The sequence below is a fragment of the Aureliella helgolandensis genome, from assembly GCF_007752135.1.
Lineage (GTDB): Bacteria > Planctomycetota > Planctomycetia > Pirellulales > Pirellulaceae > Aureliella > Aureliella helgolandensis.
Genome location: NZ_CP036298.1, coordinates 1,024,752 through 1,040,172 on the forward strand (window position 1 = coordinate 1,024,752; position 15,421 = coordinate 1,040,172).

Below are 15,421 nucleotides of genomic sequence, written 5' to 3' on the forward strand. Positions count from 1 at the left end.
CTGTTGGCTGGACCCGCTGCCTTGACTCGGTTGGTCGCCTCTGTTGTGCCAGGGAATTGGAAAGATTAAGCTGTTTTTCCGTTGACTCCCGATGTTAGGCGTCCCTGACCCAATTCGGGCGTTTCGGTGTTATCCCCTCATGAACAACAATATGCATCGTTCTCATGGCTCGCCAAGTGTTGGCTATCTCATCCTGTCGTTGCTGGGTGTTTTGATGCAACGGTCCGTGCATGCGGAATGGAGGGAGCTTCCTACCGCACCTGTCTATAATCTCAGCTTGCGGACCGATAGCACCCCGGACCTCAGCGATATCGACAGTTACCTGCGCTCCATCACTTCGCAGCATGCCACCGCTCAAGACAAAGCCATTGCCATCTGGCGTTGGTCACAGCGCATGCGAAAGCAGACCTCCAATCCGATCGAAGACGGGCAGCACGTCCTTGACCCCATCGTGCTTTTCAACAACTTTGGACACTGCAACTGCGGCATCATCTCGGGTCTCAACAACACCTTCTGGCTGAACATGGGTTGGCGGGCGCATTACGTTCAACTCGGTGATCACACCGTCTGCGAAACCTCTTGGGACGATGGCAAGAGCTGGCACATGTTTGATGCCTCGATGAGCTTTTATTGTTTCAACGATACCGGTCAGGTCGCCGGCGTTGCAGAAATCGAAAAGAATCCGCACTACTATCTACGCAACTTCGCCCCCGAGGTGGGCACCAATCCGGTGCAGGATATCAACGATCATCAGGGCTGGCGGCAGGCTTCGGACCGCCCTGTACATTACCATCGCACCCTTGCCAACGGTTACGACTCCTTCAAGGCTCCGAACTCCATTTCCGGAGGGGGGCTGCATGCCCAGTGGGGCCAACGCTTCGCCATCAACTTGCGTGAAAATGAGCACTACACCCGCTATTTCGGTCACCTCGCTGAAGTGGACAAAAGTCGTACGTTCCGGCCACTCGAGACGGGCAAGGATCCCGAAGGCCAGCACCGTCATCTTGGTATTCGCGCCAATGGCGTTTGGCGGTACGCCCCGGATCTGCGCAGCCGTTTTGCGGACCAGCTTGTGTATGACTCGGCGGGAGTGACCTTCGGTGATGCGCGAAGTGGTTTTGCGATCAAGCCAGCGGATGCAAACGCGGCTGGCACCTTGCTCCTGCGTATTCCCGCAAGCAATGTAGTCACCTCCGCGAAACTCTCGCTGGAGGTCAGCCGATTGAGTGTAACCGATGGAGTGTCGGTTTCGGTCTCACGGACTGCCGGTACTAGTTATCAACCGGTGTGGAGCTGTACGGAGAGAGGTAGCGCCATGGCCTTCGAACTCGATCTGCAGCCATTCGTGGCGGGCGTTTCAGAATACTTGGTGAGGGTGCAGATTCAGGGCGCCGGAGCGGGGCTGGAATCCGTCGTCGTCGATACCATCACGCAGATCAACCGGGCTGCTCTACCGCGTCTGTCGCGCGGCGGCAATCGTGTGCAACTGGTCCTGGGGACTCAAGCGGAGACTGTCCAGTTCCTGCCTTCCATCGTCACCGGCAACCACAGCCAGACGGTCCACGAACAGGAGTCGATCGATGTCGAGACGGAGGTCGGTTTCTACAAGCCGATTCTGCGACCGGCGGAAGCCAACACGGCCGCACACGTGACTTGGAAGATCGCCACCCCCACGCCTATCACCGCTATCAACTACGGTGGCACGATCTGCGTCAAGACCGCCAACGACCGCGCGACCCTATTACACTCGTTCGATGGCCAAACCTTTGTCCCTGATTATGAGAAAGCCGACGGCGACGAACCATTTGACTTGATGATCAACCGAGATGTGACGCCAATTCCCGTGGGACAGCGTGAGGCATATCTGCGTTATGAGTTCCAGACGCAACAGTATCCCCGCAGCTATGCCGGACCAGGCATTCAGGCGGCTCGGATGCTTGTGCAGCACGAGCCACGCGTGAAAGGTTTCACTCCCATCGAGGTTACTTACTGTTGGATCGAGCATCGCGAAAGTGGCGATGTTGAGCGCCAGCATACGCAGCGGATCGCCTCTCCTGCCGAGGAGTATTCGATCAATGTTGGCGGCTATCGCGACCCCACCATGCAATGGGTCCGGCTGAATTTGCAGGGCTCGGCTCCAGCCGATGGGAAGGTTACCTACGGGTACTCCGATGGTGTAGATATCGGTTCGGGGGCAGCGGTCAAGCCCGCGCTTTATGAATGGGGCCGCAACATCGCGCTCGGTAAACGCTACACGCTCACCGGTCCGCAACATGCGAAGAACCTCGACGCTGGCGGCGATCTGACCGACGGCATCATCGCTCCTCCCGATGAAGATGTTTCCGAAAGTTACATGCCCACGAACGTCATGTTTGAGCAGGATGCCACCGCAGTAATCACGTTGGATCTGGGCAAGACTCAGAAGGTCGCCGCAGTGCGGATTCATGCGGGGCAGGAAGCCGGGTTCAAACTGGCCTATCCGAAGGTTATCCGCGTGGAGGTTTCAGAGGATGGCCAAAACTTCTCCCAAACAGGCGAGGCCACGCATCACCAAGTCTTCGATCCGCCAGCGAATTTCCAACCCTGGGAACATGATGATTCTCCGCAGTATGCGATGCTGCCAGCGGGCGGCCGACTGGCCTACGCCTATCGAGTCGTCTTGGAACGGCCCCAGGCCGCGAGATTCGTCCGAGTGACCTGTGAAGCACTCAACGGCTGGGGCATCCTGTTGTCGGAAGTGCAAGTGTTCGATCAAGTAGCGGTGCAGCAGGATGTGCCGCCGCACGTGTATCTGCCACCGCTCAAGCAGCTGGCTCAACCATCCCCCCTCGCCGGAAGCAACCCGTGAATTCAGACGCCTCCAAGTCGCCGACGGTTCTAACGCCCGAACCCGCAACGGCGCCGACCCGCCTGGCGTCGCTCGATGCCTACCGCGGCGCGATCATGCTACTGATGGCCAGTGGCGGTCTGGGGCTGGCCGAGATTGCCAAGGAGTTTCCCGATAGCTCCGTTTGGCAGATTCTTGGACACCAAAGCGGTCACGTGCAATGGGCGGGCTGTGCCCTGTGGGACCTCATTCAGCCAGCCTTTATGTTTATGGTGGGCATCTCCCTACCATGGTCACTGGCTAGTCGAAGTGCCCGTGGCCAGAGCTTTCAGCTCATGTTGGCGCATGCCCTGTGGCGGTCGCTACTACTAGTCCTGCTGGCCGTGTTTCTCTCTTCCGCCTGGAGCGAACAAACCAATTGGGTTTTCACCAATGTCTTGGCGCAGATCGGACTGGGGTATCCGCTGCTGTTCCTGCTGGCATTCACCAAATCTCGTACCACCTGGATTGCCGCTTTTTCGATTTTGGCGCTCTACTGGATGGCGTTTGCCCTCCATCCGCTACCGCCGGCTGACTTTGATTGGCAGGCAGTGGGCGTTCCCCCGGACTGGTCTTGGCTCACCGGCTTCGCCGCTCACTGGGAAAAGAATGCCAACTTCGCTTCCAACTTCGATCTGTGGTTCCTTAACCTCTTTCCACGCGACGAACCATTCACCTTTAACCGAGGCGGCTACGCGACGTTAAATTTTATCCCCTCACTAGCCACGATGACCTTTGGCCTGCTCGCGGGGCGGCTGCTACGTAGCGACCTGCCCATGTCCGGCAAACTAATGCGGCTGGTGCTTGCCGGCTTGCTCGGCATTGCCTTGGGGATGGCGCTCGACCTTACCGGCATCTGTCCGATTGTCAAACGCATCTGGACGCCCGCGTGGACGCTCTACAGCACAGGGTTCGTGGCGATCATGCTGGCCGTGATGGTCGCCCTTGTCGATGGATTGTCACTCAAACGCCTCGCCTTCCCGCTGATGATCGTTGGCCTCAACCCTATCACGCTTTACTGTTTGTTTCAGCTGAGTACTTCTTTTATTCGAAAACAGCTTCAGATTCACCTGGGCCAGGATGTTTTCTCAATCTTCGGCGACCTGTGGATTCCCATGATGCAACGAGCCTGCGTCCTGCTGATCCTCTGGTTGATCATCTTGTGGATGTATCGCCGCAAAGTCTTTCTGCGTCTGTGACGGGCGAAGTAAGGGGAACCCTCCGCGGCCGGTGGCCTCCTGCGTCAGCCCGCCCCGGGGGAAGGCTTCGCAGGAAGGACTTGTGCCAGGGGGTATTGTGAGATCGCTTTCTCAATATCGGTGAAGGTAGTCGTATTCGAGCAAGTCGTTCGATCTATGCGCAGCCGTTGAAAACAGGGGAGCAAACCTTTTGTCGGAAGCGCCGAACTCCACTGCTGTTCCGCGCGATCCTAAGTCGTCTCACGAAAGAAGGGCACTGTGTAGGGACCTTCGGGGATGACGGCCACGGCGCCGTCTGGACTGCGGCCAAGACTCTCCTCCACGATGTCTTGAAGCGAATGAGTCACACGGACACCCGTGAGTTGATGGTCCGATTCCCGAAGTCCGCTGGTAACCAAAGTGACGTTGCCAACTTTCATCGGTTTGGTCTGCATCTGCGTCTGCCATTCATCGATGGCCGCGTGAGGCTTAGGCAGAATGCTGCTGACAAAGCGGTCGGGCCCGAGTTCGACGAGTTTTCGTTGAGCGGCGACAAACTCGTCCGATCCCATGCCTTCGGAGCAGGACGAAACGATGATCAGGTCACCTCCTGGTTCCAGGATGTCCATCGCGCAAACCATGCCCTTGACCGTCTGATAGTAGGTCTTGTCCAGTGGATCTCCTGCGGCACTCGTGACGACCGTTGAGAACCGCCGCGAAACAGGGATTTCGCAATATTGGCGAACATAGTCCACGGCTGCCTGGTGGCTTTCGACGATCTCTCCAAAGTTGACGAATGACAGCTTGCGCTGCTCGTCAATGACGGTGTTGATTGCGAGTGCTCCTCCGAGCATCTTCACAATTTCGAGTTGCTCTTCGTGGAGCGGGTTGCCGGCTAGGTTGCAACTGTCGGCCAAGGGATCGGCCATGAAGCGTCCGCTGTGAAACGTTGTAATCGTCTCGGCGTGGGCCAGCCCGGGAGCGATCACTTTGCGGCCTCCTGAATAGCCCGCCATGAAGTGAGGCTCCACCAGTCCGGTCGCAATGCGCAGATCGGCCTCCACAAAACGGCGATCCAGTCGGACGGTGGTTCCACGGGTCGAGGTGGCTCCAAGAAATACATGGTCCGCGTCGTTGCGCGCGTCGTGATTGACGACGCGTACGTTGTCCAGCACCCACGGATCCCCGATCAGCTGCTGTAGTTCCGAGCCGACATTCGGCCGGTGCAGCCCAGTTGCAACGAGAATGGTAATCGCTTCAGCAGGGATGCCGGCTTCGAACAATGTCTCAATGATCGGTCGGAGAAATAGATGATTGGGGACAGGGCGAGTGATGTCGCACACAGCGATGCAGACCGAGCGAGCCGTTTGCGCCAGCGTAGCAAGTGACGCTGCACCGACCGGTGATGTGAGCGCCGCTTGCACCGCCGCCCGTGGATCTTCGATCTGCGGCATCAGGGGCTTGCGGATGACCGTGATATTGGCATTGTCCGGAAGCGTTAGCGATTGCTTGCCGGTGCCATAGAGTAGGTCGATTTGCATGGTATCGAGGACCTTACAAGAGTAGATCGGAGAACAGCCAAAAGACAATCCCCGGCGTCAGTGCGTAGTAGAAGAAGACCACACATGTCTTACGGATGACAGCCCCTTCTTGACCTGTGAGTCCTACAACCGCCGAAGCGGCGACCACGTTGTGTACGCAGATCGTGTTCCCTGCGGCGCCGCCGATTGCCTGCAGTGCGACGATCCAGACGGGGTCCATTCCAATGCGGACGCCGACGTCGAACTGGAATAGTGAGAACATCATATTACTTACCGTGTTGCTTCCCGCGACTGCAGCGCCGAGGCCACCGATCATTGGTGCAAGCGCGGGCCATGCGGAGCCCATCAGCCTCGCAGCGCCTTCCGCAAGGGCGATCGGCATGTCGGGGTATCCGTGGGAGCCACCACCACTATTGATGAAAACCTGTACCATCGCTACCGCAAACAGGAGCGCCGGGCTGGCACGGTACATCGTTCGCGCCGAGCTCACCCACGCCTTGGCGTAGCCGCCGCTGGTGAAGCCGTTGAACGTCTTGAAGTAGGCAAAGGCGATCAGTGAAACGAGTAGGAACACCATGCCCGGCAAGTAGAGCGGCTGCACCGTTTGATAAAGAGAGGTCCCAAAGAATCCACTCTCGGGATTGCCTGCGTCGAACGCGAACGGGACCGTGAAACTCAGTGTGTTTACGGTAAATGCCTTGAGCGCGGGAATCACTCGAGTTGCGACCAGAATCGCCGCCACCATTAGATAGGGCATCCATGCGGAGAACGTCCCTATGGGCCGATCCGATTGCGCGTCGGAATGCGGTATGACCGTTCCCGTCCACGACGCATCCCACTGGTCTTCCGGTGCAAAGTCCCAAATCTTCTCGGCAGAGGGCATGAGAAATCCACGCGACGACGCGAAGACGACGATCGCGAGCCCGATGAGCCCGCCGAGTATGGACGGAAATTCGGGGCCCAGAAAAATGGCAGTAAGCAGGTATGGAATTGTCATCGAAAACGCTGCGAATAGTGCAAATGGCGCCACCGCAAGCCCGTCGCGAAATGATCTACTTGGCCCGAAAAACTTAGTCATTAAGGTGACCATCAGCAGCGGAATGAGTGTGCCGAGCACTGCGTGAATCAATGCCACACGGATCCCTATGAAGTGCAGAAAGTCGCTCCAACCCTCGGCACCCTGAGCGAACCCGAGTTGGGTTGCATACTCGCGGACCACGTCGCCGCCAGCACCCGAGAGTCCGGTGTTAATCCCGATCAATATCGGCGTCCCGGCTGCGCCGAAGGAAACGGGAGTACTTTGAATCACCATACCCGCAAACACGGCTGCGAGAGGAGGGAAACGCAGACCTACCATTAAGGGCACAGCGAGCGCAGCCGGCGTTCCAAAACCCGCTGCACCTTCAATAAATGAGCCGAAGAGCCAGGCAATGATGATCGCTTGGATCCGCCGATCAGGCGATATCGACAAGAAATTTCGCCGGATCTGTGCCATCGCTCCGCATTGTTCGAGAGTGTTCAACAGCAGTACGGCGCCGAACACAATAAAGAGCAACGAGCAAGCGATCACAAAACCTTTGGTACTGGCTGCCGCAACCTGCACCCCAGGCAAGTCCCAAATCGCCAAGGCCAGCACACAGACGGTGATGTAGCATAGCGGCATGGCGCGGCTTGCCGGCCATCGAAACCCGACTAAGAAAACGCCTACGGTCAAGATCGGCGTCAGCGCCAAGATGGCAAGCAATGTAGGGGACATGTGAGGCTAACTTCAATCGTTGAATTAAATTGCTTGGTGGGTACAAGGCGGTCTGCGTAGTGCGCCCTTAGCTTGGCCAAACGGATGCTTATGATATAGAGGCTTCCTCCAGCAAAATGTGGGTTCTCAAGCTAACATTGCGGGAGAGGAAGCCTCGGCGGTGTCAAATCTAACGCTGGAAGCCTTACCGTTGCAAGCGCCGCCGAGCAAATCAGGCAATTTGTTCGCCAGAAGATAAAATAGTTTCAGCAGTTTGCCGCCAAATTGTTTGCGAACTTTGCCGAGTTAGTACAGATGCTGCATCACACCCTTGAGCTGGTTAATGCGTGCACGTATCAATTGCGGCAACTCGGCCAGCCTTGTGGCGGCTGGTTGTTTTCGCAGCTCGCACCCGAAACCAAACAAGTGCTGCGGACCGTCGGAACAATAAGTGTCGCCAAATCGCTCCGCCGATCGGCATTTTCCCGAACGAATCGGCGGAGCGGTTCGCGACTACGTGTCAATAATTGTTCCGACGGTCTCTAGTACCATCAAGCAACTAGGCAAAAACAGTCGTCCTTTGACTGAGAACACGAAACGATTCGATTGCGTCCAGCCGGTGCCGCCGATGAGCCCCGAGAAAAAGAGGTCATGCTCAATAGCGTGCTGTGCTTTTTCTCGTGTTTGACTACTTACCAGGAAGAGGAGGCGTTTGCGGACGCTTGGCAATTGGGTCAAAGAAACGCATGTTGGTGCCGACACGATCGTAGTCACCCAGGTCTTCACGCATTCCCTCGGCCAAATTGAGCAGCCGTGCGACGACATCGGGATGCTGGTCGGCGACGCTTGTCGTTTCTCCGATATCGTTCTCTAAATCGACTAGGAATGGCTGATCGAAGCCGATACGATCGGCGGGCGCGATATGTACGTTCCTGCTGAACGGAGCAGCTCCGACCGGCTCTCGATCACGTGGCAAGTGAAGCTTCCACTTCCCTTGTCTGACCGCTTGAAGGTGAACACGCAGGTAATAGAAGAACGCTTTGTCTTGATCAGCCTTGTCGAACTCACCATGAAATAAGTGACAAATGTCTTCGCCGTCGATCACGCGATCTCTGGGCAACTCAGCTCCGGCGAACGCGGCCAAAGTTGGTAGGATGTCCAACGTGCTGGCCAGCTTGTCACAAGTTGTCCCCGCGGGTACTCGCTCAGGGCCCCACAGGATTGTCGGTACACGCACGCCACCCTCAAACGTCGATACCTTTCCGCTGCGTAGCGGCCCCGCCGAACCACCGTGGTCGCTTGGAAGATGACCATCGGCATGCCCCTTGTTCTTGATCAGCCACGGCCCGTTGTCGCTGGTGAATAAGACGTAGGTATTCTGTTTCAACCCTGCCTTGTTAATCGCGTCGAGAATTCGACCGACGCTATAATCCAGCTCTTCGATCACATCTCCGTAGAGCCCACGTTGGCTTTGGCCTCGAAACTCCTTGGAAGCAGCAAGCCGAGTGTGTGGCATCGAATGCGGTAGATAAACGAAGAACGGCTGATCGCGATTCTGGTTGATAAAATCGATCGCTTCGTCGGTATAGCGCTGCGTGAGCGTTGCCAGCTCCGTTTCCCGCTCGATCAACTGATCGTTCCGATACAGATTCACGATTTTGTCGTTGCTAGTAGGCGTTCCGTAGAAGTAGTCGAATCCTTGCTGATGCGGAAAGAGATCTCTCTGGAAACCCGTCTGTGAGTGACCCGCCAGATCCCACTTGCCAAAACATGCGGTAGCATACCCTTTCCCTTTGAGCAATTCGGCGATCGTGATTTCATCGCGATGTAGGACTGGGTGGATCTTTTTGATGTTGCCTCGCTCGGCTACCCGCATGGGATAGCAACCTGTCATGATCGCTGCTCGAGAAGGACCGCAGATCGGTTGTGCATAGAAGTCCGTGAACTTCAAACCTTCGCTCGCCATCGCATCGAGACGCGGCGTACGAATGTCGGGCGATCCGTAACTGCCGACATCCTGGTAACCTTGATCGTCAGCGAAGATGACGACAAAATTGGGCGGACGTTCGGCGGCTTGAACGAAGGGTGCGATCGATGCCATGACAAGAGCAGCTTTGAGGATTGGTTGCATCTAGTTTGCCTTGCAGGGGGATGGACGTTTATGTCGTATTGTAAAACACTGTCGACGATCAGTACGAAAGCGTTCCGCCTCTTGCGGGCTTCTGCGTTTCAGCTTCCCACCATTCGTTGGGACCTTCTTCGACGATGTCATTCCACGTTTGCAGCAAGATCGCTTTCATTTCCGCAGTTTTGGCAGGCATCTTCGCTGCCAGGTTGTCTTTTTCTTGCCAATCCTTCTGCGCATCGAACAGTTGGAATGCGGACAACGTATCGTTGGCGACCATTTTCCAATTGCCGATCCGCATCGCGACGCGGTCTCCGGGAGGAGAAACATGGGTGCGCCAGAACATTGGAATCTTACGTTCAATCGTATTTCCGGCGAACACCGGAAGCATACTCGCTCCATCGATCGCGCGATCTTTCGGCAAGGGAATGCCGACTATGTCCAGCACTGTCGAAAAAATATCCGTCCCAATCACCGGTGTATCGCTCACGGTTCCCGCTTGGATGTGTCCCGGCCAGCGAGCGAGGAAGGGAACACGGATGCCGCCTTCGTAGTCGTTGCGTTTGTTACCTCGCAAGCCGCCAGTGCTTCCACCGCTGCTCGGAACGGGACCATTGTCCGACGTGAAAATAAGCAGAGTGTTGTCTGCCACACCTTGAGCTTCGAGCGTTTCTATGATCTTTCCTAGGGCAAAATCCAGTTGAGTGATGTTGCCGAAATAAGTGCTGTCCCTTTCACTTTGTCCCGGGTAGAGAGCGGAGAATTTTCTGTCTGTCGCGATTGGCTTATGGGGCTCGTGAAACCAGGCCGAGAGCACAAATGGCTTAGACGCATCGCGCACGTCGGCCAGCCAGTGAATTGCCTCGTCGGCGACCAGTGGGGCGGAGTAGCCCACGGTCTCGCCAACCGCTTCACCATTTCGGATGAAGTTGTTTGGATTCTTATGACTCGGCTCAGCATTGTTTTGCGTCGCCATCCAGTAGTCATAGCCCCCTTGCTGCCCCGGTTGAGGATACTCGGGGTTGCCGAATTGCTGACGGGAAAGAAGATGCCATTTGCCAACGTGACAGGTTTGATAGCCAATCGTCTTCAGCAATTGGGGGTAAGTGATTTCACTGGCTCGCAGATGTGCTTCGTGAATCCCAGAAAGGTGACGGTAGACACCATTGCGATACGGCGTGCGACCGGTGAGGATCGCCGAACGCGATGGCGAGCAAACTCCGCAAGCCGAATAGCCCTGCGTAAATTTCACACCTTCGGCAGCCAGTTTGTCCAAGTTCGGCGATTGGATGATCTCATGACCATAAGTAGCACAGTCGCCCCACCCCATGTCATCGGCGACCACCACAACGATGTTGGGGCGCGAGTCGCGAAGTGTTTCAGCGCGACTTCCGTTGCTTGGAGCCAGCAGGGCCGCCAAGACCCCGGCAAGTTGCAATAGCTTTTGTGGACTCATTATTGTTATACCAATTTGCGAATGGGGGCTTCATGATTCATTGCTTGACGCGCTGTTGGTTGGCCCGCTAGTGCGGTGAGTGTTTCGATTCTTCGTAGTCTGCAAATGCGAAGGCCGCTTTGCTCTTGGTCTGTTTACACCACGGTGGTTCCGGTTGGCTGCTCACATTGGTCATGGTACCAATTCGGATCGTGGTGATGCACAAGACAGTTTCAGCCACCGTAGCCCTGGTCATCAGTCAGGACGGTCGCCATGCTGGAGCGAGAACCCTGCATTCATTTTGAGTGGATGAATTCGGCGATCGCGCCGACGTTATTCGCGATGCTCGCCTACGATGTCAAAAATCGCCCCAAATCTGAGCGAGCAACGCAAACATTCTTGGATCGTGTTGTTTGAGTTCCGCGCGTACAAAAGGATAGAAGTCGTTCACGCCTAAGTATGCCTCTGTTGACTCGGCGAAGTATTCTTTATGGTTATTCATCCCGTAGTGGCGGGCGGTTTGATGATCGTGGGTGAGGACATTATCGTATCCACCCGAATTCTTAGCCGCTTCAAATAGCGTCCGAATCTCTGGAGCCTGCCATCCTAAAACTTGGTCGTGGTACGCGTGCGCGAGTTCATGCATGATCGCATAAGGGTGCTTGCCCCATTGTTTGCGCTCGAGCAAGTGATCGACATTCGGAACATGAACATGCCTTGCCATTGCGGGATTGAATCCGTTGTCCTTCAACCAGTCGCGATTCGGATGATAGACCAAGCCGCGCCCCTGTCCTGCCCATTCGATCCAAATGGGTAGCTTTTGCAGTTCGGCGAGCGTCTCGCCTTTAATAACGTAAGTACAACGCTGAAGATGATTCGCTAACGCATCGAGCGCCCGCTGCCCCTTCTCCGCGTGTTCATCCGTCAACATCATCGGGTCCACCTTGACCGTCCATCCTTCGATTTGGCGAACGGTGGGCTGGTAGAAGGCTGGCGAGCTGTCGTCACCCCGTAGATCCGTGGGGAGCAGTAGCAGTAGAAGGCAAGCAAGTAGAAGCTTCTTTCGAGTACTGCCGACCCTACCTTGCTCAATGATAGTGTTCATCACTCTTTCCCTTTTTAGTAAGAATGTCTTGGAATCGAGCATCGACTTGGGTTTGTTTTTCATCGTGCCCTATAGCTTAACCTCAAATTGATCCCCCAAGCCGCCGGCAGATTAGACAATTCCACAGAGGCTAGCGATTGTGCGATTGGCATGGCAACGCCCCTCGCGGCTCGCAAGATGCTATGACAAGCTACCAAGTGACAGGGACACAGTGTACAAGCGACGGGTGAAGCGACGGGGACACAGCACTCCACTGAGCGATAGCTACAGGGGTAAAGCGATGGGGACACAGCACCCTACCGGACTGCAAGCTACGTGAGCTACGGTTGGAGCGACCAAGGAGCGACGGGGAGCTACAGCGACGGGGACACTGCACTCCACCAAAAGCGACGGGGACACAGCGCTCTACCAAGCTGCAGGAACGGGAGCTACGGAACGGGGACATGGCACTTTGCGGTCGATGCGGTGGCATCGCATACTTTGTTTCCAAAAAACTTTCCTCAAAAGGTGAAAGTAGTTGTAAGGGAGTTCGTTTCTCTCCGTCTGAACTTATATCGGTGCTGGAAAAACGACCGCCGACGCTTGTGGCGTGCTAGCAAAGACTGGTACGCGGGACGGTGAATCTTTTTACAGAGGGGCCACTTTCATGGCTCGCTTAGCTCGCGCAAATCATTTTGCGTCGGAAGAGATTGCGATTGTGCACGTCTTCAATCGGGTCGTCCGACGCTGCTTTTTACTGGGCTACGATCCCGTAACCGGCAAGAACTACGACCATCGCAAATCTTGGATCGAGGAGTTACTCAAGCAGCAAGCCAAGTTTTTTGCAGTGGACATACTCGCGTTTTCAATACTCTCCAACCATCTTCACCAACTCCTTCGCTCGCGGCCCGATGTGGTGGCGACGTGGGACGATACGGAAGTAGCTCGCCGGTGGTTGATGATCTGCCCTCAGCGCAAGGGGCCTGATGGCATGGCGCTGGAACCAAACGAAGCAGAGCTGAATTCGATTCGTACCGACCCCGATAAACTGAAAATGATCCGCTCGCGACTCAGCGATCTTTCGTGGTGGATGCGGCTGCTGTGTCAGAAGATTGCTCAGAAGGCTAATGCTGAAGAAGAGATTCGTGGGAAATTCTGGGAGAGTCGCTTCAAGGCTGTCCGAATTCTTGATGAGCAAGGGTTGCTGGCCTGTGCGGCGTATGTTGATCTCAATCCGATTCGCGCCGATTTGGCTGAGCTGCTTGAAGACAGCGACTACACTTCGGTTCAGCGCCGTATTGCCGCCCTCCAGGAGGAAGCCGCTGACGCTGACAAGCAGCGGTCGGATAGTTTTCTGGCTCCGTTGACAATCGATGAACCGCGCAAAGCCCTGGAGCCCACTCCCAATCCGTGTGGGAAGCGTGCGAGCGATAAGGGGTTTCTGACAATGTCGGTTCAGTCGTATATCGAATTGCTCGACTGGACAGCACGGCAGATCGTTCCCGGCAAACGCGGTAGTACCTCGACGGCGGCCCCGGCGGTCCTCGAACGTTTGCAGTTGGACGCTCCGACATGGTGCGAGCTTGTCCGCGACTTTGGTCGCTTATTCAGTTTAGTGGCGGGGCGTCCTCAAGTGATTGATGCCGCGCGTAGTCGAGGACGGCAAAGTCGATTCAGGGCCCCTCACCGCCTGCGAGAATTGCTCCCCAACTAGGAGCCATTCGGTCGCTCATCGATTTCTTACAGGTTACTCTAGCCTTGCTACAGCCAGCTCGGTCGAACTTCGATTGGGCTCCCGCGATAGTTTGCATCGCCTCTATCTCTTGCTGGCCAGAGTGGCGTGATTGCGACGATGGTTCTCGTTACTACCATCATCGCGAGTTCTGGGGCTCACCTAGATTCCAATTTGACGAATCCACCACTCGTCGTGAACTCAATCCACCATTCCAGTGCTGTGTCCCCGTGTCTTTAAGTAGCATGGACCCCCGGTCCGCGAGAAAGTTGGGGCCGGATAAGCAATCATCCCAGTGCTTGGCTCTTCGTTTCGAGGGCATCTGGACCGAACCGTGACTGGTAATTGCCCCGCAACGGCGAACTGGCTGAGGACAATCACCGAACACAACCAGTCAAGGCTTCCATTCAAGTTCCGCTGCATTCGCTGGGCGTGTCGATTAAGAGCATTTCTCGTTCAAACACCGCGGTCGCACGTGAAAATTGAACCACCATCCAAGTGCAGTGTCCCCGCTCCTTCCGCTCCTTGGGGGTAGCGGATTGAGCGACAGGCTTCTTTGTTGGATGGTTATTGGCGACTAAAGAAGGGGGTGGGCGGCGAGTGCACGGCAATATATAAAGTTCCTACGCTTCATCGGCAAAATGTGCCATGGAAATTATTCGTTGCCGAACATCGTTCCAACTCGCTTTGCGATAGGACGCTAAGGAAACGCCTGAGTTTCGCCAGGCAATATTGTTGATCATTCCTGCTATCTGAGACGATCCATGGACGCTCGCGAATCATTTCGCCAACTCTCCCATTCGCTCAATGCTTCAGTGCTCGGTCAGCCTGAAGTTGTCGAGCGGCTGCTGATCGCCTTGTTGGCGAACGGCCACGTCTTGATGGAAGGATTGCCGGGTACGGCAAAGACTCGCTCGATCAAGACATTGTCCAGCTTGGTAGACAGTCAGTTCAGTCGGATTCAGTTTACGCCGGATCTGCTACCGTCGGACGTGACTGGTGCTGAGATCTACCGTGAACAAAGCGGGACTTTTGATTTCCAGCCAGGTCCCATCTTTGGCAACCTGGTCTTGGCCGACGAAATCAACCGCGCCCCGGCGAAGGTTCAAGCCGCTTTGCTCGAAGCCATGGAAGAACGGCAGGTTACCGTTGCCTCTGAGACTCATCCGCTACCGGGTTTGTTTCTAGTATTGGCGACGCAGAATCCTATCGAGCAGGAAGGCACTTACCCGCTTCCGGAAGCGCAAATGGATCGCTTCCTGCTTTACGTGCGAGTCGATTACCCGGCTGGCGACAACGAGCTGGCTATTCTGCGATTGGTTCGCAGTGAAAAATCTGGCAGCGAGGGACAAGCACCCGCGAAAATCTCGCAAGAGGTGATCTTCGCCGCGCGACAGGAGGTCAACGCTATCCATGTGGCAGAGGGTGCGGAGAAATACATCGTTGATCTGGTTCTCGCTACCCGTCAACCGGAACGCTTTGAGGGAAATCTCTCGAAGTGGATTCGCATTGGGGCGAGTCCCCGTGGTACGATCGCCCTGGATGCGGCCGCTCGGGCCCATGCCTGGTTGCACGGACAAGATTTTGTATCGCCCGATAATATTCGTGCCGTGGCTCCAGCTTGTCTCGCGCATCGCGTGCACTTGACCTACGAAGCCGAAGCCGCAGGCGTCACGCGAACTGATGTAATCAATACGCTACTCCAGTCTGTAGTACCTACGTAAG

9 protein-coding genes are annotated in these 15,421 nt (G+C 55.9%); 4 read left to right on the top strand and 5 right to left on the bottom strand.

Annotated elements, in window-relative coordinates; all coding sequences use genetic code 11:
• Positions 1-151: 151 nt before the first annotated feature.
• Together Q31a_RS03580 and Q31a_RS03585 are read left to right on the top strand one after the other, a co-directional pair.
• Complete coding sequence (locus Q31a_RS03580) at positions 152-2,848, top strand: discoidin domain-containing protein (protein ID WP_197356158.1); 2,697 nt, start codon at positions 152-154, stop codon at positions 2,846-2,848.
• The gene (locus Q31a_RS03585; RefSeq protein WP_197356160.1) at positions 2,845-4,065 is read left to right on the top strand and encodes an acyltransferase family protein; all 1,221 of its coding nucleotides are present in this window, start codon (positions 2,845-2,847) and stop codon (positions 4,063-4,065) included. The genes Q31a_RS03580 and Q31a_RS03585 overlap by 4 nt, the downstream gene beginning before the upstream one ends.
• Positions 4,066-4,295: 230 nt before the next feature.
• Here Q31a_RS03585 and larA read toward each other — a convergent pair whose 3' ends face one another.
• From larA to Q31a_RS03610, 5 genes are all read right to left on the bottom strand, one after another.
• Positions 4,296-5,585: a nickel-dependent lactate racemase gene (gene larA / locus Q31a_RS03590; RefSeq protein ID WP_145074104.1), complete on the bottom strand. Its 1,290-nt coding sequence runs from the start codon at positions 5,583-5,585 to the stop codon at positions 4,296-4,298.
• Between the two features lie 13 nt (positions 5,586-5,598).
• Positions 5,599-7,341, bottom strand: a complete 1,743-nt coding sequence (locus Q31a_RS03595; RefSeq protein ID WP_145074107.1) for an L-lactate permease — start codon at positions 7,339-7,341, stop codon at positions 5,599-5,601.
• 667 nt (positions 7,342-8,008) lie between these two features.
• Positions 8,009-9,421, bottom strand: coding sequence for a sulfatase family protein (locus tag Q31a_RS03600; protein ID WP_231691050.1), 1,413 nt, complete (start codon positions 9,419-9,421; stop codon positions 8,009-8,011).
• A gap of 88 nt (positions 9,422-9,509) precedes the next feature.
• The gene (locus Q31a_RS03605) at positions 9,510-10,901 is read right to left on the bottom strand and encodes a sulfatase family protein (RefSeq protein WP_145074113.1); all 1,392 of its coding nucleotides are present in this window, start codon (positions 10,899-10,901) and stop codon (positions 9,510-9,512) included.
• Between the two features lie 337 nt (positions 10,902-11,238).
• Positions 11,239-11,985 carry a metallopeptidase gene (locus Q31a_RS03610; RefSeq protein ID WP_145074117.1) on the bottom strand — a complete coding sequence of 249 codons (747 nt, stop codon included), beginning with the start codon at positions 11,983-11,985 and terminating at the stop codon, positions 11,239-11,241.
• A 646-nt stretch (positions 11,986-12,631) separates the two neighbouring features.
• On the opposite strand from Q31a_RS03610, the gene Q31a_RS03615 reads away from it, so the two are divergent.
• Entirely contained in the window at positions 12,632-13,678 is a 1,047-nt protein-coding gene (locus Q31a_RS03615) for a hypothetical protein (protein ID WP_145074120.1), read from the top strand.
• Between the two features lie 782 nt (positions 13,679-14,460).
• Positions 14,461-15,420, top strand: coding sequence for an AAA family ATPase (locus Q31a_RS03620; RefSeq protein ID WP_145074123.1), 960 nt, complete (start codon positions 14,461-14,463; stop codon positions 15,418-15,420).
• Position 15,421: the final 1 nt, after the last annotated feature.